The sequence below is a fragment of the uncultured Campylobacter sp. genome (assembly GCF_938045775.1).
Lineage (GTDB): Bacteria > Campylobacterota > Campylobacteria > Campylobacterales > Campylobacteraceae > Campylobacter_B.
In genome coordinates this window covers 1-1,408 of sequence record NZ_CALIBH010000025.1, presented here as the reverse complement: position 1 = coordinate 1,408, position 1,408 = coordinate 1, and the positions used below count along the sequence as shown (strand labels likewise).

Below are 1,408 nucleotides of genomic sequence, written 5' to 3'. Positions count from 1 at the left end.
GCAAAATTTTAAGCCTAATCGAAACGCTTAAACTCACAAATTAGCAGGGCGCATTGCGGCTGATTTTGCATCGACCAAATTTAGGCCGGGCGGAATTTTTCGGCGAAGCACAATTTCGGCAAAACATAAAATTTAATCAGCGGCGCAATCTCTCGGCGGCTGTCCTAAATTTAATCAGCAATGCAATCTCTCGGTGGCTATCCGAAATTTAAACGGGCGATACGATTAGAGAGATGTAGCGCCTGCCGCAAATAAATTTGAAGCAAAAGCACCCTCCGTGTCTAAAAATTTATAAAATTTGACCGCGTTTCGCATCGCAGCTTCTAGCTTTTAGTACCAAACCCGCATAGCGACAAAATTTAATCGGCAGTGCCGTGATGATGAAATTTAAAAGCAGATCTACAAGGATGAAATTTAAATTTAAAAGCAAGCTCAGGGCGAGAGTTAAATTTAGAGCGTGCGGCGCTTACAAAAGCCGCACGCTAAAAAGGTATCTGCTCGGACGCATGTCGTCGCAACGTACCTCAAGCGCTAGCTCTACACGTACGTCAAGTTCCGCAAAATCCTTGCCGTGCGTTCCCGCGTCGCCTCATCAAACGCCGTCGTAGGCTAGATTATAAATTTAAATTATAAAGAATTGTATGAGGCGAAATTTAAAATTCCGCCTCCCAAGCAGAGAAGGTACTAAAGCGCCGCGTAGCGCACCATTAGGCAGGTTTGAAGCGCCGCCAGCTTATCAAGCGTAGTTTTTTGTACTTCGGAATCGACCAAAATGACCGCCAAAGCATCCCCCTCCTCGCCTCTGCCTAAGCGGAAGTCCGCGATATTGATGTTCTCGTCGGCTAGGATCGTGCTTACGGATTTGATAACGCCTGGCACATCGGTGTTTTTGAAGATTATCATCTTGCCTTTCGGCTTAAAATCAGTCTTAAATCCGCCGATATTTACGATACGCTCCTCGCTTCCGTCAAAGACGGTACCTGCGACATTTGAGATCGCTTTGTCGGTCGTAACTTTGACCGCGATCTCGCTCTTATAGACGCTGTTTGTAAGCTCGCCAAAGCTCGTCTCGATCCCCTTTTCATCCGCAAGAAATTTGGCATTGACGTAATTTAGCGAATCGCCCAAAGAATCGTGCAGTGCGCCTACGATCGCAAAAACGAGCATCGATTTTAGATACTGCACCACCTCGCCGCTGCCCTCGATCGTGATCGATTTGATCGGGCCTTTGTTGATCTGCACCGCAAGATAAGCCATTTTCGAGACCAAATTTATATACGGCTCGATACCGCGCGGCAGATCTTCAAGTTTAAGCGGCAAATTTAAAGCGTTTGGATAGTTTAAGCCGCGCGCGGCGCTGATCGCCTGCTCTGCGGCTTCTCGGGCGATATTGCTTTGCGATTCGAGC

The 1,408-nt window shown here is 47.2% G+C and carries 1 protein-coding gene; it reads right to left on the bottom strand.

Annotated elements, in window-relative coordinates:
* Nucleotides 1-684: 684 nt before the first annotated feature.
* Nucleotides 685-1,408, bottom strand: a 724-nt coding sequence (locus tag Q0238_RS00655; RefSeq protein WP_297941872.1) for an ACT domain-containing protein, incomplete at its 5' end; no start/stop codon positions are given.